This window comes from Neopusillimonas maritima, from assembly GCF_003576595.1.
GTDB classification, from domain to species: Bacteria; Pseudomonadota; Gammaproteobacteria; order Burkholderiales; family Burkholderiaceae_B; genus Neopusillimonas; species Neopusillimonas maritima.
The window spans coordinates 309508-329923 of sequence record NZ_NQOU01000003.1; the positions used below are offsets into that span (position 1 = coordinate 309508).

At 53.4% G+C, this 20416-nt stretch carries 14 protein-coding genes and 1 other RNA gene; 4 read left to right on the plus strand and 11 right to left on the minus strand.

Annotation, left to right across the window (positions count from 1 at the left end; genetic code table 11):
• Positions 1–8: 8 nt before the first annotated feature.
• A complete protein-coding gene (gene carB / locus CJO09_RS10005; protein WP_119442205.1) occupies positions 9–3248 on the minus strand; it encodes a carbamoyl-phosphate synthase large subunit in 3240 nt (1079 codons plus the stop codon).
• Between the two features lie 9 nt (positions 3249–3257).
• Positions 3258–4412, minus strand: coding sequence for a glutamine-hydrolyzing carbamoyl-phosphate synthase small subunit (gene carA, locus CJO09_RS10010; protein ID WP_391523644.1), 1155 nt, complete (start codon positions 4410–4412; stop codon positions 3258–3260).
• Positions 4413–4531: 119 nt separating this feature from the next.
• Between carA and tal the strand changes: the two genes are divergently transcribed.
• A complete protein-coding gene (gene tal, locus CJO09_RS10015) occupies positions 4532–5491 on the plus strand; it encodes a transaldolase (protein WP_119442206.1) in 960 nt (319 codons plus the stop codon).
• Positions 5492–5497: 6 nt separating this feature from the next.
• Here the strand turns inward: tal and recR are convergent, their stop codons facing one another.
• The 6 genes from recR to CJO09_RS10045 form a co-directional block, all read right to left on the minus strand.
• On the minus strand, positions 5498–6106 hold the full coding sequence (recR, locus tag CJO09_RS10020) for a recombination mediator RecR (RefSeq protein WP_119442207.1): 609 nt from the start codon (positions 6104–6106) through the stop codon (positions 5498–5500).
• A complete protein-coding gene (locus CJO09_RS10025; protein ID WP_114421093.1) occupies positions 6106–6432 on the minus strand; it encodes a YbaB/EbfC family nucleoid-associated protein in 327 nt (108 codons plus the stop codon). Before CJO09_RS10025 ends, recR begins: the two co-directional genes overlap by 1 nt.
• Before the next feature lie 72 nt (positions 6433–6504).
• Entirely contained in the window at positions 6505–8439 is a 1935-nt protein-coding gene (dnaX, locus tag CJO09_RS10030) for a DNA polymerase III subunit gamma/tau (RefSeq protein WP_119442208.1), read from the minus strand.
• Between the two features lie 18 nt (positions 8440–8457).
• An RNA gene (gene ffs, locus CJO09_RS10035) (signal recognition particle sRNA small type) lies at positions 8458–8555 on the minus strand.
• Between the two features lie 10 nt (positions 8556–8565).
• Positions 8566–11928, minus strand: coding sequence for a UvrD-helicase domain-containing protein (locus tag CJO09_RS10040; protein ID WP_245961288.1), 3363 nt, complete (start codon positions 11926–11928; stop codon positions 8566–8568).
• A gap of 11 nt (positions 11929–11939) precedes the next feature.
• A complete protein-coding gene (locus tag CJO09_RS10045; protein ID WP_158582745.1) occupies positions 11940–14642 on the minus strand; it encodes a PD-(D/E)XK nuclease family protein in 2703 nt (900 codons plus the stop codon).
• 70 nt (positions 14643–14712) lie between these two features.
• On the opposite strand from CJO09_RS10045, the gene xerD reads away from it, so the two are divergent.
• From xerD to CJO09_RS10060, 3 genes are read left to right on the plus strand one after another with little or no spacing between them, the layout of a single operon-like run.
• A complete protein-coding gene (gene xerD / locus CJO09_RS10050) occupies positions 14713–15639 on the plus strand; it encodes a site-specific tyrosine recombinase XerD (RefSeq protein WP_119442211.1) in 927 nt (308 codons plus the stop codon).
• Between the two features lie 34 nt (positions 15640–15673).
• Complete coding sequence (locus tag CJO09_RS10055; RefSeq protein WP_119442212.1) at positions 15674–17260, plus strand: sensor domain-containing diguanylate cyclase; 1587 nt, start codon at positions 15674–15676, stop codon at positions 17258–17260.
• Between the two features lie 10 nt (positions 17261–17270).
• Positions 17271–18167 (plus strand): cation diffusion facilitator family transporter, encoded by an 897-nt coding sequence (locus CJO09_RS10060; protein ID WP_119442213.1) that lies wholly within the window; start codon positions 17271–17273, stop codon positions 18165–18167.
• Positions 18168–18180: 13 nt separating this feature from the next.
• Here CJO09_RS10060 and CJO09_RS10065 read toward each other — a convergent pair whose 3' ends face one another.
• The 3 genes from CJO09_RS10065 to CJO09_RS10075 form a co-directional block, all read right to left on the minus strand.
• Positions 18181–18675 carry a DUF2165 family protein gene (locus tag CJO09_RS10065; protein ID WP_119442275.1) on the minus strand — a complete coding sequence of 165 codons (495 nt, stop codon included), beginning with the start codon at positions 18673–18675 and terminating at the stop codon, positions 18181–18183.
• A 30-nt stretch (positions 18676–18705) separates the two neighbouring features.
• Positions 18706–19479 carry a carbonic anhydrase gene (locus tag CJO09_RS10070; protein WP_245961289.1) on the minus strand — a complete coding sequence of 258 codons (774 nt, stop codon included), beginning with the start codon at positions 19477–19479 and terminating at the stop codon, positions 18706–18708.
• 114 nt (positions 19480–19593) lie between these two features.
• On the minus strand, positions 19594–20400 hold the full coding sequence (locus CJO09_RS10075; RefSeq protein ID WP_218961058.1) for an HpcH/HpaI aldolase family protein: 807 nt from the start codon (positions 20398–20400) through the stop codon (positions 19594–19596).
• Between the last annotated feature and the right edge of the window lie 16 nt (positions 20401–20416).

The window sequence follows — 20416 nt, forward strand, 5'->3', positions numbered from 1 at the left end:
CTCGGTCACTATACAACCAGGGTTTTATGCAAGTGTTGCAACGAATAAACTTTCAGGCCGTCACCCTGACGCAGATATTGCAAGCCTTCAACAGCGGCACGTGCACCGGCAATAGTTGTAAAGAACGTCACCCTGGAGGCCAGCGCGACCGTACGAATATGACGTGAGTCTGCAATGGCGTTACGACGCTCTTCCACCGTGTTGATGACCAAGGCAATTTCATTATTCTTGACCATGTCGACAATGTTCGGGCGCCCTTCTGCCACCTTGTTGACAACTTGAACCGGAATACCGGCCGCCTCGATCGCTGACGCGGTGCCTCGGGTTGCCACAACGCTGAACCCGAGATCTGCCAAACCACGCGCGACCTCAACCGCCTTGGGCTTGTCTTGCGCCTTCACGCTGATGAACGCCACACCGGATTTCGGCAAAGTGACACCGGCAGCCATTTGCGACTTCACAAACGCTTCACCGAAGCTTTCTCCTACACCCATTACTTCGCCCGTGGACTTCATTTCCGGCCCGAGAATCGTGTCTACGCCGGGGAACTTAACAAACGGGAATACGGCTTCTTTAACCGAAAAATACTGAGGCACCACCTCTTTGGTAACACCCAAATCGGCCAGAGAACGGCCTGCCATCACGCGGGCTGAGATTTTCGCCAACTGCAGCCCAGTAACCTTGGAAACATAAGGAACCGTTCGAGAAGCGCGCGGATTCACTTCAAGAACATAAACTTCGTTGTCTTGAAGGGCAAACTGGACATTCATCAACCCTTTCACATTCAAGGCACGGGCCATCAGCCCTGTTTGACGCTTGATTTCCTCGATTTCCTGTTCCGACAAGGAATAAGGCGGCAAACTGCAAGCCGAATCTCCTGAGTGGACACCGGCTTGTTCAATGTGCTCCATTACGCCCCCGATAAACACCTTTTCGCCGTCGGAAATGCAATCGACGTCGACTTCGGTTGCATTGTTCAGGAAGTGATCAAGCAAAACCGGGGAATCGTTGCTAACTTTCACCGCTTCACGCATATAGCGTTCCAGATCGGCGGGTTCGTGCACAATTTCCATGGCGCGGCCACCCAGCACATAGCTGGGCCGCACGACCAACGGGTAGCCAATTTCGGCTGCCAAGGCCATTGCCTCGCCCTCTGTACGGGCAGTTCTGTTCGGAGGTTGCCGCAAACCAAGCTTGCTGAGCAATTTCTGGAAACGCTCCCGGTCTTCCGCAATGTCGATTGATTCCGGGCTGGTCCCGATAATGGGTACGCCGTTTGCTTCAAGGGCACGCGCCAGTTTTAACGGGGTTTGCCCGCCATATTGCACAATCATGCCAATCGGCTTTTCCTTGTGCACGATTTCCAATACGTCCTCAAGCGTGAGTGGCTCGAAATAGAGCCTGTCGGACGTATCGTAATCGGTGGAAACCGTTTCCGGATTGCAATTGACCATAATGGTTTCATAACCATCATCACGTAATGCCAGAGCGGCGTGAACGCAACAGTAGTCGAACTCAATTCCCTGACCAATACGGTTCGGACCACCGCCCAGAACAATAATTTTCTGTTTATCAGTAGGAGCCGATTCGCATTCCTCTTCATAAGTGGAATACATGTAAGCGGTTTTGGTTTCGAATTCCGCCGCGCAGGTGTCAACCCGCTTATATACCGGACGAACCCCAAGTTGATGGCGCACTTTACGCACTTCACCCTCAGAGGTATCAAGCAAAAAAGCCAGACGACGGTCGGAAAACCCGCGACGTTTCAATTCGCGCATCGTGTCGTGATCAAGATCGGCCAGCGTGCGCTGTTCAAGCGCCAGCTCAATGTCGACAATTTCCTTGATTTGAGCCAGAAACCATGGGTCGATCTTGGTTAGGTTGTGTACTTCGTCGAGCGTAAAACCCTGTGCAAAAGCATCGCCCACATACCAGATACGCTCCGGCCCAGGCTCACCCAACTCAACCTGAATTTTTTCACGGTCAGTCGTTTTCTGATTCAAGCCGTCAACCCCAACCTCAAGGCCTCTCAAGGCTTTCTGGAATGACTCCTGGAACGTGCGACCCATTGCCATGACTTCGCCAACCGACTTCATTTGTGTGGTTAAGCGGGAATCGGCCTGAGGAAATTTCTCGAACGCAAAACGCGGGACTTTGGTTACCACGTAATCGATTGTGGGCTCGAATGAGGCAGGCGTTGCACCACCGGTAATTTCATTGCGCAACTCGTCGAGCGTATAACCCACCGCCAGACGCGCAGCCACTTTCGCAATCGGAAAGCCGGTAGCTTTCGACGCCAAAGCCGATGAGCGCGAAACACGCGGGTTCATTTCAATGACAATCATGCGGCCATTGTGCGGATTCAGGGCAAACTGAACATTCGACCCACCTGTATCAACACCGATTTCACGCAATACCGCGATCGATGCATCACGCATGATCTGATATTCCTTGTCGGTTAAGGTTTGCGCCGGGGCCACCGTAATGGAGTCGCCCGTGTGCACGCCCATCGGGTCCAGGTTCTCGATTGAGCACACGATAATGCAGTTGTCGGCGCGGTCGCGCACCACTTCCATTTCGTACTCTTTCCAGCCCAGCAACGACTCTTCGATTAAAAGTTCATTGGTAGGTGAGGCTTCCAGACCACGACGACAAATGGTTTCGAACTCTTCAGTGTTATAGGCAATACCGCCACCTGAACCGCCCAACGTGAAGCTGGGGCGAATCACCACTGGAAACCCTGCTCCACCCGAGACTTCAGAGATTTGACGCTGGACATCCCATGCCTCGTCCATTGAATGCGCAAGCCCGGACTTGGCAGACTCAAGACCAATTTTGGTCATGGCATCTTTAAATTTCAGCCTGTCTTCCGCTTTATCGATTGCGGCCGCATTCGCACCGATCAACTCAACGCCATGCTTTTCCAACACACCGAAACGCTCGAGATCAAGCGCGCAATTAAGCGCCGTTTGTCCACCCATCGTAGGCAAAAGCGCATCGGGCTTCTCAACTTCAATAATCTTTTCAACCGCTTGCCATGTAATGGGTTCAACGTAAGTAACGTCGGCGGTTTCCGGATCCGTCATGATGGTCGCCGGATTACTATTGACCAGAATAGTGCGATAGCCCTCGGCTTTCAGCGATTTGCAGGCCTGGGCGCCGGAGTAGTCAAATTCGCAGGCTTGCCCAATAACAATTGGGCCCGCACCAATAATAAGAATGCTTTTAATATCTGTACGCTTTGGCATGATGCTGAATTAGTTCCGTGCAGCCATAAGGCTAATGAATTTGTCGAAAAGCACCACAATGTCGTGTGGCCCGGGGCTGGCTTCGGGATGACCCTGAAAACAAAACGCAGGTGCGTCGGTTAACTCGAAACCTTGCAATGTGCCGTCGAACAGCGAAATATGGGTTACTCGTGTGTTTTCAGGCAGGCTATCGGCGTCAACTGCAAACCCGTGATTCTGACTGGTAATGAACACGCGCCCGGAGCTCAGGTCTTGTACTGGATGATTCGCACCATGATGCCCCGTTTTCATTTTCAGCGTTTTGGCCCCCACGGCCAGGCCCATGATTTGATGGCCCAGACAAATACCAAACAACGGAATTTTTTTCTGGATCGCGGCGCGTGCCGTCGCAACGGCGTAATCACATGGCTCTGGATCACCCGGGCCGTTGGCCAGGAAAAGGCCGTCGGGATTGAGTGATAGCGCCTCTTCAACAGGCGTTTGAGCCGGCACCACAGTAATGCGGCAACCACGCTGCTTCATGAGACGCAGGATGTTCGACTTTACGCCGAAATCGTACGCTACAACGTGATACTTGCCGTCGTTGTTCTGAGTATGGCCTTGCCCAAGTTCCCAAACGCTTTCAGTCCACTCATAACGTTTTTGAGTAGACACGACCTTCGCCAGATCTTGTCCGGCCATGCCGGCAAAAGCCTTGGCGAGCTTAACAGCCTGTTGCGCATCATCGCCCACCATAATGCAGGCGCCCTGCGCACCGCTCTCACGCAAAATTCGCGTAAGTTTACGGGTATCGACACCCGAAATCGCCACCACGCCCTGCTCGCGCAAATATTCGGGCAGCGACTGCGTTGAGCGGAAGTTTGAAACGCGCAAAGAGCAGTCACGAATAACCAGCCCGGCGGAATGCACACGGGCGGACTCAACGTCTTCCGGATTAACGCCGGTATTGCCAATGTGGGGATAAGTAAGTGTGACGATTTGACCGTTGTAACTGGGATCGGTCAGAATTTCCTGATACCCGGTCATGGATGTATTGAAGACAATCTCGGCGACAGTATGTCCATCGGCGCCGATAGAGACACCCTTGAAGATGGTTCCGTCCGCCAATGCCAAGATTGCTGGAGACAAAGAGGATGTCCCCTCTGGAAGAAGAGATGGCAGCACAGTGTGAACCCCGATTGAAATTTTTCAGTAAGTAAACCTTGGGATTATACCGTGAGAAGCAAGCGTTTTCAGATACCGCTAAAATCAAAACAAACTTACCGTCACCAAAAAGCTGTCTTATGCCTAATCAACTTGAATCTTTGCGTCAGTACACCACCGTTGTCGCCGACACGGGCGACTTCGATGTTATGCGTGAACATCGTCCAACCGACGCCACAACCAATCCCTCACTGATTCTTAAAGCGGTACGAAAAGAACGATACCGCCCGTTGCTCGACAAGGTTGTTAAAGATCATGCCGGTGCTCACCTGACGGAACTCGCCGACCACTTGCTGGTTGCCTTCGGGCAGGAAATCCTGCGTATCATTCCCGGACGCGTGTCAACCGAGGTTGACGCGCGCCTGTCATTTGACACAACAAAAACCATTGAGCGTGCCCGCGGCATCATCGGCCTGTATGAGGCAGCAGGCATCGAGCGAGAACGTGTATTGATAAAAATTGCATCGACATGGGAAGGTATCCAGGCCGCACGCGTTCTGCAGGCGGAAGGAGTCAGTTGTAACTTAACCCTGCTGTTCTGCCTGCCCCAGGCGGTTGCCTGCGCCGATGCGAACGTGAAACTCATTTCTCCGTTTGTAGGGCGAATCTACGACTGGTACAAGAAGTCAGCCGCCGATAAATGGGATGAACAGGCGAATACTGGCGTAAATGACCCCGGGGTGCAGTCGGTTACCGCCATATATAACTACTTCAAAGCCCGCAGTATTAAAACTGAAGTCATGGGTGCCAGCTTTCGCAATGTCGGCCAAATTATTGCGCTGGCCGGTTGCGATCTGTTAACCATTAGCCCGGAACTGCTGCAAACACTGTCGGCGTCGGAAGCGCCCATCACCCGGCAGTTGAGTCCTGAGTCAGCACAGAAAAACGCTACTGAAACACTGCCTTGCGACGAAATTTCATTTCGCTACCTGCTGAATGACAGTGCTATGGCCACCGAAAAGCTGGCTGAAGGGATTCGTGTTTTTGTTGCCGATGCCGTTCAGTTGGACCAACTGCTTGAGCAGGCGAAGGCCGGATAAATGTACTCAGGCATCGCGCCGCTCGATCAGCGCCCAGGCCAATGTACTGGCGTCCACATACTCAAGCTCACTACCGGCTGGTACCCCGCGCGCCAGGCGCGATACTGCTAAGCCGCGGGCGCGCAGCAACTCCGTGAGGTAATGGGCCGTCGTCTCACCTTCCGGGGTGAAATTTGTGGCCAAAATGACTTCTGTCACTACCCCATCCGTTGCGCGTGTCAGCAAACGCTCGAACTGCAGCTCCACCGGCCCCACGCCCTCGAGCGGCGCAAGCCGACCCATTAACACGTAATACAAGCCACGATAGCCGTGGCTCGACTCAAGCATGTTCTGGTCTGCCGGCGTTTCCACCACACACAGCAGCGTCGGGTCACGACGCGTCCCCGCACAAACCGAACAAACTTCCGCTTCGGTAAAGTTGTTGCATCGGAGGCAATGGCGCAAATTGGAAACAGCGTGCGCGAGTGCGTCGGCAATCGTTAGCGCGCCACTTTTGTCATGCTGAAGCAAATGGTAAGCCATCCGGCGAGCCGAACGAACGCCAACCCCAGGCAAGCGCTTCAACGCATCCACCAAAGTTTTTAGCGGCTCTGGTTCGGGCAGCTGAGCATCCATTAGAACGGCAGCTTCATTCCCGGAGGCAAGGGCATACCCGCTGTCACCGAAGCCATTTTTTCCTGTGACGCAGTTTCCGCTTTGCGCAAGGCGTCGTTGAACGCCGCTGCGACCAGGTCTTCCAGCATTTCTTTATCGTCTTCAAGCAAGCTGGGATCAATGGTGATCCGCTTTACGTCATGACGGCAACTCATGGAAACTTTAACCAGGCCACCGCCGGCTGCACCTTCCACCACAATATTTGCCAGCTCTTCCTGAGCCTTTTTCATATTGTCCTGCATTTGCTGGGCCTGACGCATCAAGCCTGCCATCTGGTTTTTCATCATGTCTATTCATTCCCTGGAAAAATATTCGACAAAACAATCATACTGACAAAGACAAACCCAACCTTTACAAAATCACGCTGCTTTGTCATTTAGCGGAACAATTGACCCAGGCAAGATTCTGGCATCAAATTCACGCAATAAATCAAGTACAAGCGGGTCACTTTGCGCCGCCGCTTCGGCCTCATGCTGACGCTTTTGACGCTCTGCCTGCTGGACGGCATGAGCGGTATCGGAACCCGTTACGCCAAACTCAACGCGCAGTGTTACCACTTGCCCGAAATGTTCCGACAGCAATGTACAAAGACGTGCTTTACCGGGACTTTCAGCCAAGGTTCTGACCGCGACCCGGAGAATAATTTCACTATTGTCCACGCCCAGCCATTCACTTTGGCGCGCCAGCTCCGCAGCGACACCGGTTGCCGCCAGACCCGCAGCCAGTTCCGGCCAGTCTTTGGCCGTCATTTTCTTTAACGTCGGCGAAACAGGCCGATTGCCGCTGATGGGTTCGTGATAGTTTGCCGGCTCGTCGAAATCGGATACCGGCAACATGAAATCATCTTCCGACAAAGACTCCGCATGGGGTTCTGGGTCATCACCGGCGTCGATATCTGATGTCTCTTGCGATTGAGTATCGATTTCATCGGCAAAAGTCGGCTCGGGCTCAGTTGTAATCTCTTCCCAGGCAGGCACATCGTCTGGGTTGCTGAGATCCTCTGCCTGACTGGGCTCCTCTGCCTGGCCGTGATCTTCCCCCTGCACCTCGACTTCCGCTGCTGTCTCGGCAGCCGGCTCAGGATCCCGACTCTGCGTCGTTGTAGTGGTTTGCGCACGGGTATTTGGGTCGGTTCGGGCCACCGGTGCAGGTTTTGAATCAGGTTGAGTACGTTTGGTATTCGTTGGTCCCGAAGGAGGTTCAGGCGCCCCGCCTGACAGCAAAGCCAGCATGCGCAGGCACGCCATCACAAACCCGGCGTACTCGTCGGGCGACAACGCAAGTTCAGAACGACTATGGACCGCCACTGTATAAAAAAGCTGTACGACATCAGGCGACAGCTTTTGAGCAAGCGCCTTGATATCGTTACACGCAGGATCGTCTTCCGGCGTAACACCGGGCACACGTTGCTCGATTGCCACGCGCGACAACAGAGTCGAAAAATCAGCCAGAGCACCGCTATACGATAAACCACGAATGGCAAGCTCATCGGCAATTTGTACGACTGCCGCGCCGTCTCGGGCCGTCAAACCATCAAGCAATCGAACCAGATAGCGCTGGTCGATGGTGCCCAGCATGCCACGCACATCTTCGGCCGACACACGGCCCGCGCTGTAAGCGATAGCCTGGTCAGTTAACGAAAGCGCATCACGCATTGAGCCCGAAGCAGCCTGAGCGAGCAGGCGCAACGCCGGGATTTCAAACTCGATAGCCTCTTCGTCAAGAATTGCCTGTAAATGCCCCACAATACCTTCGGCGGTCATTTGTTTCAGGTTGAATTGCAAACACCGCGACAACACCGTAACCGGAATTTTTTGGGGATCGGTCGTTGCCAGAATAAACTTGACATGAGGAGGCGGCTCTTCAAGCGTTTTCAGCATGGCGTTGAACGCATGGCCGCTTAACATGTGAACCTCGTCGATCATGTAAACCTTGAAACGACCCGCGCCGGGCGCATATACCGCTTGCTCAAGCAGCTGCGTCATTTCCTCGACACCACGATTCGACGCAGCATCAAGCTCAACATAATCCACAAAACGCCCGGCATCAATTTCAGTACATGCCTGACACTGCCCACACGGCGATGACGTGATGCCTTTCTCACAATTCAGCGATTTGGCCAAAATACGCGATAGTGTGGTTTTACCGACACCACGGGTGCCCGTAAATAACCAGGCATGATGCAGGCGTTGCGTGTCAAGCGCGTGCGTCAGCGCCCGGACCACATGATCCTGGCCAACAAGAGTGTCAAACGAGCGGGGCCGCCATTTGCGCGCCAGTACCAAATACGTCATGAAGTATTCTTTAATGAAGAAGGCGAGCCTGACTTCGGCACTGGTTCTAAACGACTATGGCTGCTTCGTTCCCGACCTGACCAGGTTTGCCGCCGAACCATGCGAAGGGGCCCGCCAAGCCAAAGTTTAACAGGAATCCGATTCACTATCGGAAATCCAGATATCAGCGCGTGGAAAGTAGAGCGCCGTTTGTACCGGACGACCATCAAGCGCAGCTACCGACTGCCGGTAACGCGCCATTTGGTCGGTGTACCGTGACTGCATTCGTGCAACGAATCCTTGAGTAGATTCCCCGGGCGCGGGGCAACCTGTTTTGTAATCCACCACCAACCACCCCGCTTCATTATGAACGGCCAAATCAATCACTGAAACACGACCGTCCGTGTCAAGCAACGCCCACTCACGATACGCATCGGCCAAACCAAGTAACCAGCGCCCCCGTTCGCTACACAATGTGCACTCAATTGTTTCGCATACAACCCGTATTGCCTCGGTTACCCGATGATCAAACAAGCCGGCACGTAATAACTGACGCTGAACAACCTGTTCTCGCCCGGCTTCGGATAGGTCGCGCCACACCTGCTCTCCCTGTTTCCCAATTTGCTCCAGCCAGCCGTGAGCAACAATACCCGCAATGGCCTCATCTTGATTCGCCTGAATCCAGGCGTCACGAGCGCCAAATTGCAACGAGGCGGAAACAGGTGCAATTGCCGGCCGTGCAGGGGTAAGGGATGCCCTAGGCAAGCGCGCGAGTGCAGACCAATTATCAGAAGGCGGGGCCCCATTACGCGACGATTCGACGTTCGCATCAGCGCGCTCTGAAGAATGATTTTCAGTTTGAACCTGCGATACCGTGGCGGCCTCAATAGCGGGCCACAGGCGCCCCAACAAACTATTTGGTGTCGGGGGTTTTACAGCCCCTTCATCATCAACATCCACATCGACGATCAAATGCAAAGCCTCACGGGCACGCGTTACAGCAACATATAACAATCGGTCAATTTCGTAATCGGCGCGCTTTCTTTCCCTGCGTCCCAGATACTCTGCCAACGAATCAACACTACCCGCGGTACGCTGCTGAATCGGACCCAACAAGACACGCCCTTCAGCCATCTCGACACGCATCAACGGCGTTTCATCCCGCCTGATTCCCTGATGTAATCCCATCAGGATAACGGTGTCGAACTGCAAACCTTTGGACTTATGAATCGTCATCACCTCCACTGCAGCGCCTTCGGTACTTCGTGGGGCCGCATAAAGCCGTTCAATCTGTTGTTCCAATTCAACGGGGTTCAAGCCACCGTAAGGTGCCAAACGTTCTACCAGTTGCAAAAGGCTTTGTGCATCTGCACGATCCGCTACCTGGGAATAAACTTTTTCGCCTCCGAGCCGCCGCCAACATGCTTCCAGCCACGCAGCGAAAGGCATGCGGCCCGAACGGTTTCGTTGATCCAACAGAACTGCGCATGCGTGACGTACACGCAGGGCCTCCTCTCCCTTGATACCGCGCCCGTCAAGAAAACCGTCATCAAAGCAGGAAGACAGAATATCGGGTACTGCCTTATGAGGATATTCTCCAAACAAAGCATGTAGCGTATCGAGCCGCAAGCCACAAACCGGCGAACGCAAAATCGATAACCAAGCCAAACGGTCGCCGGAGTGAGCCAGCGCCCGGGCCAACTGAACCAGATCATTCACAACCGGACGTGATTTCAGAGAGACAAGCTCCACGGCACGACACGGGACACCATGCCGGTATAGCTCGTTAACGACATCTTGAAGATGCGCCCGCGCTCGCACCAGAATCGCCACAGGATGTCCGCTTTCCGGTCTGCGCGCCAGCGCTTCCTGAACCAGCGATAATGTTTTCTGCGCCGCAGATGTTGTACCTATAGAGGGCGTTCCGCCTTTGCCCCCCGTAACGACCGCATGCACATGCACCCCCAGGCCGTCCAACTGCGCATGAAAAGCCGACGACTCGGTATAAGGAATTGCGCCCAAACCGGCGTGGGCAACCTGGGGAAGCAAAGGTTTGAATACCTGGTTCACCCATTCCACCACCGTTTCCTGAGACCGAAAATTCGTGTTCAATTGCAAAGAAACAAGCGGGATATCACCCAGGCCTTCACGTTGAACTCGCAAGAACCAACCGACTTCCGCCTTGCGAAATCGGTAAATCGATTGCATTGGATCACCTACCAGAAACAGCGTTCGACCCTCGCCCGGCTGCCATCCCGAGGTCAGTTTTTGTAGCAAACGGATCTGCGTTTCACTAGTATCCTGAAATTCATCAACGAGCAAATGGGAAATAGACGCATCCAGCGTTAAAAGCAGGTCAGAGGGCGCATCGGGATGCCCCAAAGCATGCAGTGCGCGCTGCGAAATTTCAATAAAATCCACCTCGCTGTGCTGAGAAAACTGCACAAGCAACTGCGCGTGAGCCAGCCGTAGAACATCGAACAGGGTCAGGAGCGTCGTGAGGTGATGATGCGTATACCCCAAAGGCGCCTGCCGAATGTCGGCTAATGCACTCACCCAGGGACTACTATTGTCAAACGCATCGAGCCATCCCTGTAAAAGGGTCTTGGCAGTGCTCCCCGGCGGGAAACCCTGGCGCTTATCCAAACGTTTTCGCAACTCTTCCTTATTGGTCAGCAGGAAATCAGCCAACGCCTGCCACTGAGGCAAAGAACCGATATTGGCGCCAAAAGGTGCCCCATCCCATGTTGCCAACACCTCAAACGCCTGCTCCCCTTGCTCAACCCTGTTTCTGGAGGCTTCGGCCAGTGGGCCTGCCAATTGGGTTGCCCAACCAACGGGCATGCTTTGCTGCAAATAAGCAAGGTCTTCTTCAATTGCCTCACGCAAATGCGCTTGCAAAAGTGCTGGATCCGCACCCGACTCAAACAAGGGTAGCCACTGGTCGCGCGTTGCCAGCATGCGTGCAATCAAACTCCTGGCGGCTCGCAAATCAACATCAAGATGCGCAACCAATTGGGCAACGGGCTCATAGTCATCAATCAACTCGAGTGTGTTGCGCGCCGCGGCCTCATAATGCGCACCGGCATCGTCACACAATGAAGGCATTCCGCCCAGTTCGCTCATCCAAGGCATGGATCGAACAAGCGAGGCGCAAAACGCATCAATCGTACGAATACTGAGCCGGGCGGGGTACTGTAAAAGCTTCCAGCCCTTTTCGTCATTCCGGGACATTGCCTGACGGGCCAGCCGCCAACTTAAGTGGGCATGTTCCGCTTGCGGTTCGGGCCCCGATGCGGCCTGAAGTTTACCCAGAACGCGGGCATGCATTTCCGCCGCTGCTTTACGCGTAAACGTAATCGCCACAATTTCTTCCGGCCGCTCAACCACCCCCAGCAAAGCCAATATCCGGTCAGTTAAAAGCTCGGTTTTACCTGAACCGGCCGGTGCCTGAACCAAAAATGATTCTTCAGGATTCAAAGCGCGTTGGCGCACCAGTGCATCAGTCATTTGCGAAGCCATCACACCCCTCCCTCAAAACGTCGCAAGAACGGTTTGACATCGCAATACTGCAAATCCTGTTCCGACCAAACACGGTTGTCCGCTACACCGGAAACAAACTCATCAGCAAGCATCGAAATAGCCCGGCGCCAATCGACCAAAACCTGTTCCCACGTTTTGTCCGTTGCTTCAGGCCACGTCCACTTTTCCACCGCCGCCACCCCAGGAAAGCAGTCGATGTCGGCCAAGCCCCTTGTTTCATTGCCGCGTGCATGCAACTTTGCCAATACCAGTGCGGCAACGCTTTCCGCTTGAGACTGCGCATACTCTTGCTGCAAGACTGCCGCATACAAGGGAAGTTGCAAATCGACCGGGCGCGAACGGGTCCACGAAGACCTGGGATCAACAGAGCCATTGCCCGATTTATAGTCAATTACCAGCCATCGACCATCAGCCAACAGATCAATGCGATCGATTTGCATACCCAGCTCAAGATGTTTGTATTGCCATACATGTCGGCGCTCCAACTCGTAAACCGAGAACGGCGGCCGTTTTTGTTCGACCTCCAGCCACTGTTCCACCACTGTGCAGGCGCGCGTCACCTCTAATTGGCGCAAACGTTCACTGTAATCCGGCAAAGCAAGCTGCGCCGCTTCATCCGCGCAAAGACGTACTATTGCGCTCACCCGGCCTTGCTCAACCGACTCGTGCAATTTGTCCTGGCTTTGCAAATGCCGCCATACCCGCTCCATGACACCGTGTAAAAATATGCCACGGGCATTCGACTCCCCCGGTTCGGCATAGTCGCTTAACTGACGCGCATGTAACCGATACTTCACAAAAGCCCATAAAGGATTGCGCGCATGATCATCCAGCACCTGTACCCCGCCCCTAACTCGCTCTTGCGGCAATAACGCAGGCCCTTGATTGTCGATCAACACATCCATTTCGACGGGGGAACCTGAAGCAGATTCATTGGTTTCAGCCGTCGCCGACGGCACTAGAGCCCGCATGGGCCAACCTGCAATAAATGGACTGGGGCGCAACTCGCTTTCACCTTCATGCAAAGCGTGGCTCACGACCACATCAGGCGCGCAGCAAACCAAATCCTCAAAAAGCCCTTGCGCCCACTGTAACTCCCTCTCGGGCGTTGCTCGTGGCGCTTGCGCCGCTTTCAAAACAGCGGCCGGTATTAAAGGATTGGGCCGAGGTGCCGCCGGCAACACATTATCGGTTAGCCCCATTACCCATAGGGCATCCCAATGGCCGCCCTCAGCCTCAAGCAAGCCGAGGACGTCAAGCCTGGATGTGGGGTCACGTTGCGGTTGGAAAAGCGTTTCACGTAACAATCGGCGCAGAATGGCGATGGCTTCCGTTACACCAATAGAACCCAACAATGCAGCCTGACGCGCAAATTGCGTTAATACGCGATCGAAGGCTTCCAACGATTGAAAAGTGTCACTATCGAGCGTCTCCACCCCTGGAAAACCCAGCGCGGTTAGCCACTCCCTTATTGTTTGAGCCCACGCTACCGCCCCCTGACGGCTGGGCGCCTGCTCGCAAAGGTGCATGGTGGCCACCCACGACTCATGCAACACAGGTGTCACATCAGCCAAATATTGAGAAAACTCGGGCAAACTGATATTCACCACGCGATTGCGGCGCCAGACAGCGTCAAGAGCTGCCCTCTTTCCTGCTTCCTGCGCGTGCGCAGCGCAACCACCGGCCAATAGCGCCGCCCCCGCGACAGAAGGAGAAACGGCACGATCACGCAAAACGGCCCCAATAACATCCAACCAATGGATTGCGGCCCGAACCAAAGGCCACTCCATCAACGGACGGGCCACAGCGATATTAAAAGCCAGGGGAGCCGACTCACCAGGCTCCTGAAGTGTTCGTGCCAACAGACGATGCGCCAGCACGGCATCCTGCTCCAAATTTGGGTTCACAATCGCTACGCGTTGCTCGGGAGAATGCCGCAACCGCTCGTGCGCCCAACGTACGGCCGCTTCCCATTCCTCAATCGCATCACCGGCCAAGACACGAGTGCGGTTCTGAGCAGGCACACGATCATTTTTCAAACGATAAATATGGCAACCCGCTGCAACCAGGCAATCAAGCAAGCGCGCCATTCTTGGGCTGATCTCACTAAACCCGGCCAGCACGATTTGCCCCGCACAGGGCAAACGTCCAGACTCAAATGCTTCGCATACACCTTCAAAAGCCAGGTTCGCATCCTCTGCGCCAAGATCCATTAACAAAGCCCGGTATCGCTCACGCCAGGCCCGAAACCGTTGATAGTCGGGTGTTTCGTGCAACGTGGGCACGCTTAACGCCCACTCGTCTATCAATCGATCCGCCTCAATTGCCAGACGCACCGCCGATTGAACATCCAGAAGTGGCGCATCACGCTCGACATGTTCGATGGCCTGCTTCCAGACAAGGCCGGCCCCAAAATGATCAAGCACATACGAAGGCATATTCGCCTCGGGCGCAAATGCCCTTTGATCTGACATCTGTCGAACCCACGACGACCATGGCAAAATAGCCGGCAAAGCTACAACCTGTCGTGACACCCCCAATAACGACGACAAATCACTGACAATTCGCCTAGCATAACGGTTGTTAACAGTCAGCACTGTCGTAGTTCGGCTATCGAATGTTAGCAATCCCTCATACGAAATGGGGTCAAAGTGAGTGGATTCCGTTACAGTGGTGCTCATTGCCATGCCATTAACCATAAACGTTGAGTGTACTGTGCCGCACTTCAGACACCGAAACAAGCAGGACAATATGGTCGTATCGAAAAAAACAGCCCACCCGAGCCTGATATCGAATCATGCCATTCACGCATTTCTTGATGCCATCTGGCTTGAAGACGGCTTGGCCGACAACACGTTGGCGGCTTATCGCCGCGATATTACCGCCTTTGCGCACTGGTTGGAAGAAACCCGCAAGTACGACATTGACCATGCCCAAACGGCAGATATTCAAGCCTGGTTTGCCCATCTTCACCCCAACTCGCGTGCAACAACCGCAAACCGACGCCTTGCCGCGTTAAAAAAATATTATCTTTGGGCCCGGCGCCAACAACGGATTAGCATTGATCCTTGCCTGAACCTGAAGTCTGCAAAGCAGCCGTCGCGCTTCCCAAAAACGCTCACGATGGAACAAGTGGAGGCGCTTCTCGAAGCCCCGAACACGCAGAGCGATCTAGGCTTACGTGATCGCGCCATGCTGGAAACACTTTATGCAACAGGATTGCGGGTGAGCGAACTGGTTAATTTAAAACTGCTTGAAATCGACCTTAATGCAGGCGTTGTAAGGGTTGTGATGGGCAAAGGCGGAAAAGATCGACTGGTTCCCTTGGGAGAAGAAGCGCAACACTGGCTCAACGATTACTGCACACAATCGAGGCCTGCCTTGCTTGGTGCAAAAAGAAGTGATGCCTTGTTCGTTACCCAGCGTGGCGGGGCCATGACACGCCAGGCTTTCTGGCTCATCATAAAAAAATATGCCGCTCTGGCCGATATTCACACCCCACTGTCGCCCCACGTTTTACGGCATGCTTTTGCAACCCACTTATTGAACCATGGTGCCGATCTGCGCGTTGTTCAAATGTTGCTTGGGCATGCCGACATTTCAACAACGCAAATCTATACGCATGTTGCCAGAGAAAGATTGAAATCTCTCCACGCCCAACATCACCCAAGGGCGTAAACCCGATCGGGGCTGTTTAAGCCCTGAACCCACTATGAAGAAAAATCCACTCAAGCTCAAACTGCCCATCCTCAATCTTGGTCGACTGATTGTTTTCCTGACGATCGTTACCGGTTTGGTCATGATGATTAACACCTTTATTGCCAGCTATCAACGCCAGCAGGTCATTCTGCTGGAGAGCCGGCTTGAACTCAATCATGCCTACGCCACCAAAATCGCGCAAAGCACGGACCGCTTCCTGGCAAATGCATTACAACAGTTGAATGTCAGCGCCAAGAGACTCGGACAACAATTTAATCGCCAAACACAAACCGAAGAGGTTGAGCGACTCTATCGCCAAACCAACGATTTCAGCGCAACAGGCGTCATCGACAACACGGGTAATCTTAAAGCCGGCTCTACCGGCCGTTCGGACGTAGCCGGCATCCCTTTGAATAGCACGGGTGTAAAACTTGCCCTAAACCGCAAGGCGCCCACCATTAGTCCGCCATACCACAACCACAACGGCCAACTCACCATCGCAATATCGCAACCCATTTTCGACCCCCAGGGCAACTATCTGGGCTTTGTAAGTGGCGCGATTTATCTGGGGCAAGCAAATAGTTTGGATGGCATTTTGGGGCACCACTATTACAGCGACACGTCATACGTATACGCTGTTGATGAACAACGGCGTTTGCTCTATCACCCGGCACGCGAACGTCTGGGAAGTATTGTGGGCGAAAACAAAGTGATTGACCTGGTATTGCATGGGCTTACAGGTTCCCAGCGCGTCATCAACAGTCAAGGTCGAGACATGCTTGCGGGATACGCTCCCGTTGCGGCCACAGGCTGGGGGGTTGTAGCACAAAGCCCCACGGGGCACATCACGGAACCCTTGACTTCAAACATGCTCGACTTAATTCTTGATACGAGTTTTCCCGCATTAACAATCCTGATTCTCGCCTGGTGGGTGTCAAGGCTGATCGCCAAACCCTTAACAGAACTGGCGATTCGCGCACGTGAGCTGCACACCACCGACCCAAACCATTCGTTGCACTCAATCCGGTCATGGTATTTCGAAGCGCGCCAGCTAAAGCGCGCCTTAATGCAAAGTCAGGCCTCGTTCCACCACCAAATTGACAAGCTCAACGAAACCGCACAAACAGATCCCCTAACTGGCTTGCTAAACAGGCGAGGCTTGGCGGATGCAATTAATATGCTTGAGCAAAACGAACATGCCTGTGGTCTGATCGCAATTGATATCGACCATTTCAAACAAGTGAACGACACGTACGGCCATAACACCGGCGATCAAGTACTTAAGTATCTCGCCGACGTTATGAAAAAACACTCCAGGCAAGAGGACATCCTGTGTCGTAACGGTGGCGAAGAGTTCTTGATGCTTTTACCCGACGTTACCCTTGACCAGACAATACAGGCCGCCGAAAGGTTAAGAGCATTCGTCGCAAATCAGGACAACATTCCCGGATGCCGTCGTTTAACGCTTTCTTTAGGTGTTACACACTGGTCCCCCGACTCAAACGAATCCATCGACACCGCGCTTAAACAAGCAGACGAGGCGTTGTATAAAGCAAAAGAAACGGGGCGCAATCGCGTCAACGCCGGTTATTCCTTATAGAAAGCAACTTATGCACGGCCATCACCACCACCATCACGCACCCGAGCAGTCATCAGAAAAACGTATCGCGCTGGCTTTTTTTCTGAATTTGCTCTTTTCCATTATTGAATTCATTGGCGGCATGCTCACCCAAAGCACTGCAATTATGGCGGATGCCGTTCACGACCTGGGCGATAGTTTGTCGATTGGTACGGCATGGGTTTTGCAACGCCTGGGACGAAGATCAGCAAACTATACATTCACCTATGGATATCGGCGACTGTCCTTGCTCGGCGCCGCTTTAAACGGTCTCATTTTGCTTGCTGGATCGGCCTGGGTACTGAGCGAAGCCTTCAACCGCCTGAACAACCCTATTATGCCGGTTACAGAAGGCATGTTCTTGCTGGCAATACTGGGCGTTTGCGTAAATGGATATGCCGCCTACCGCCTCAGTAAAGGCAACACGCTGAACGAACGGGTACTCAACTGGCATTTAATTGAAGATGTACTGGGTTGGTGCGCGGTGTTGATACTTTCAATCGTGTTGCATTTTTTCCATTGGCCCATTCTCGACCCGCTGCTATCGATTGCCTTTACCTTATTCATTCTGTTCAACGTTGCCCGAATGCTGTGGTCAACCGCGAAACTGTTTTTTCAAGCGGTGCCGGATACGCAACTGCTGCACGATGTTCGCCAGACTCTGCTTGGCTTGCCCGGCACACAGGCTGTGCACCACCTTCACCTTTGGTCGCTCGATGGGGAAAAACACGTACTGACCGCCCATGTTGTTGTTCAAAACGACACATCAATTTCCGATTATCAAAATATCAAAGCAGACCTGAAAATCGCACTGGAGCAATTCAACCTTTCACACACGACCATCGAGATTGAATTGTCTCAGGAAGATTGCCGGGATGCCGGCCTGTAAAGATGCCGCTGCGTCAGGCCTCATCGCGATCGGTTTGAACCAGGTAGATCAATACCAGCAGAATCGTCACGAAAAAGCGAAACGCGTCGGGAACACCATTCCATTGGTCGGACATCCACATACCAAACCACTCACCGCCAATCGACATGAACCCTACCTGCCAAACCAGAAAGCCAAGCAACAGCCCCCAAACTGCAATGGGTTTGGCGCGGTTAAAGTCAGTTGCGGGTGCACGCGCCTTAAGCAGTAATCGATAAGCGCCCACCCAGCAAAGAATAGCAACGAGCGACTCGGCCGCAATAATCAAAATATACGCGGCATGGTGCAGAAAGGGGGACTCAATAGCCCGGTAATGAATCGTGGCATTGGGAAAAATAGTATCCATCATTAGGACATGCTGAACAAAAGCAAAGTTACTGCCGTAGTCGGTTATGTTACCGAACGCCACCAGTGTTGCAAATAGCGCCATTGCGGCAACCAAAACAACTTTTGATACTCGCACAGCCAGCATACTCCCTCCCTTTTAAAAACCAATAAATCAGGTAATCAACTCGACCCGGCCGGTTTTCAATTGATACAACCCGCCTACCACTTTCAATTGCCCCGCCTCTACGGCGCGCCTTAACATGGGCGTGGAAGAAGCCAGCCTGGCCATATTCATGCGAATGTTCTGGATCGTCACATCGCGCATTAACGCTGCTGGATCGGGCTTCTTTGCCTTGGCCGCCGCCACTGCCGGCGCCAACTCAGTTGTAATGCTTTGAATATGCCCCGGGTAATCAGTGTGATTATCGTACGCGTCGATTGCAGCGCCTATGGCACCGCATTGCGTATGACCCAGCACCATGATCAGCGGCGCCTTCAAGACTCCCACCCCATACTCCAGACTTGCCAGAATATCCATCGTGACGTAATTGCCGGCAACGCGCGTTACAAACAAATCTCCGCGAGACTCATCGAAGCAAAATTCAGGGCCAACGCGAGAGTCGGCGCAACTTAACAAACATGCATAAGGATTTTGGCCTTGCGCCAATGCAGCGCGTGTTGAAGCGAAGTCTTTGGTTGTCGTTTTGCCGCTCACATAACGCTCGTTGCCTCGCATCAAGCGATCAAGCGCCGCATCGGGTGTTAATTGATTCTCGGGCCGAGGTGGGTCGGAAGCGGCCAGGGCATGAGGGGACACAAAAGGCGCGGCGGCCAATCCGGCCATCGCCAATAACGCTGACCTGCGGGACACACTTTTTTCAACATTGGTCGTGCGTTCGGATTCAAACCGCTGCGGAGTTTCTGAAATGTCACAACGTACACACATGATGCTTCCCCTTTAAAATTAGAATGGAAGCGCAACCCCGGCGGCCCTATGTGGCTGGCGCCACCTACGCGTCGGTCCGATTTTGCAACGAATTAGTTACAAACACAAGCATTTCTAATCTTTTGCCCTGGCACCAAATTCCGTTGCAAGATCCGAAAGCTGTGCCACAGCCTGTCGAAACAAGACCACATCACTACTCATGGTGAAGAAGCGATAACCCCAATTAACGTAACGTTCCACGTCGTCAATACCATGCGAGGTGATACCTAACGCAATACCCGCATTCCTTGCTCGCCGGCCAATTTCTTGCAAAACAGCCTGCACTTCAGGATGCCTGATCTGCCCAAGGTACCCCAGATCGGCTGCCAGATCGCCAGGGCCGACAAACAGCGCGTCCACACCTTCAACGCCGCCTATCTGCTCCATCCGCTCAACGGCTTGGGCGGACTCAATTTGAACAACCACCCCAATAGACTGATTAATAAACTGAAAATAATCTGTCACCCGCCCATAACCGTTATTACGGTGATAAGCCGAGACGCCACGGGTGCCGTCGGGTGGATAACGCGTTGCCGCTACGGCCTGTTTCGCCTCTTCAACCGTTTGAACGTTAGGAATCAACAAATTGCGGAAACCGATATCCAGCAAACGCTTGATCTCGGCAGGATGGTTCTGAACCGGACGCCCTACTGCAGGTTTGCCCGAAAAACGTATGGCCTGCAGTTGGGCAATGAGCGACTGAATGTCATTCGGTGCGTGCTCCGTGTCGAACAACATCCACTCGAACCCAGGATGCTCTGCCACAATTTCCGCCAACATCGGGTTAGCGAGCGCATTCCAGAAACCGAGTGTGATCCGGTTTTGCCCAAGCCAATGCTTGAAAGGGTTTTCCTGCGCAGCGCGCATATGCATATCCGCCATCATCTCTCTTTGCGCC